At 49.5% G+C, this 1,179-nt stretch carries 1 rRNA gene (only partly in view); it reads right to left on the bottom strand.

Annotated features, from left to right (window positions below):
• A 23S ribosomal RNA gene (locus NL643_RS22645) occupies positions 1-1,157 on the bottom strand (it extends 1,824 nt beyond the left edge of the window).
• Positions 1,158-1,179: the final 22 nt, after the last annotated feature.

Raw genomic sequence — 1,179 nt, 5'->3', positions numbered from 1 at the left:
AGTATTGCCGCAGCTTCGGTTTACTACTTAGCCCCGTTACATCTTCCGCGCAGGCCGACTCGACCAGTGAGCTATTACGCTTTCTTTAAATGATGGCTGCTTCTAAGCCAACATCCTGGCTGTCTGAGCCTTCCCACATCGTTTCCCACTTAGTAGTAATTTGGGACCTTAGCTGGCGGTCTGGGTTGTTTCCCTCTCCACGACGGACGTTAGCACCCGCCGTGTGTCTCCCGGATAGTACTTACTGGTATTCGGAGTTTGCAAAGGGTTGGTAAGTCGGGATGACCCCCTAGCCTTAACAGTGCTCTACCCCCAGTAGTATTCGTCCGAGGCGCTACCTAAATAGCTTTCGGGGAGAACCAGCTATCTCCAGGTTTGATTGGCCTTTCACCCCTAGCCACAAGTCATCCGCTAATTTTTCAACATTAGTCGGTTCGGTCCTCCAGTTGATGTTACTCAACCTTCAACCTGCCCATGGCTAGATCACCTGGTTTCGGGTCTATATCCAGAGACTGAACGCCCAGTTAAGACTCGGTTTCCCTACGGCTCCCCTAGATGGTTAACCTTGCCACTGAATATAAGTCGCTGACCCATTATACAAAAGGTACGCAGTCACAGGACAAAGCCTGCTCCTACTGCTTGTACGTACACGGTTTCAGGTTCTATTTCACTCCCCTCACAGGGGTTCTTTTCGCCTTTCCCTCACGGTACTGGTTCACTATCGGTCAGTCAGTAGTATTTAGCCTTGGAGGATGGTCCCCCCATATTCAGACAGGATATCACGTGTCCCGCCCTACTCGATTTCACTGAATATGCGTCGTCAGTTACGGGGCTATCACCCTGTATCGCCAAGCTTTCCAGCTTGTTCACCTAACGCCTATAAAGCTTAAGGGCTAGTCCAATTTCGCTCGCCGCTACTTTCGGAATCTCGGTTGATTTCTTTTCCTCGGGGTACTTAGATGTTTCAGTTCCCCCGGTTCGCCTCGTTATGCTATGTATTCACATAACGATACTTACTTATGTAAGTGGGTTTCCCCATTCGGAAATCCCAGACTCAAGTGGTTTTTACTACCTAATCTGGGCTTATCGCAAGTTAATACGTCCTTCATCGCCTCTGACTGCCAAGGCATCCACCGTGTACGCTTAGTCACTTAACCATACAACCCGAAGGAGTTTCGA

It is taken from the genome of Vibrio sp. Y42_MX_L11 (assembly GCF_024181785.1).
Lineage (GTDB): Bacteria > Pseudomonadota > Gammaproteobacteria > Enterobacterales > Vibrionaceae > Vibrio > Vibrio diabolicus.
Note: the sequence above shows the minus strand (reverse complement) of the source record. Positions and strands in the feature narration are given on the sequence as shown.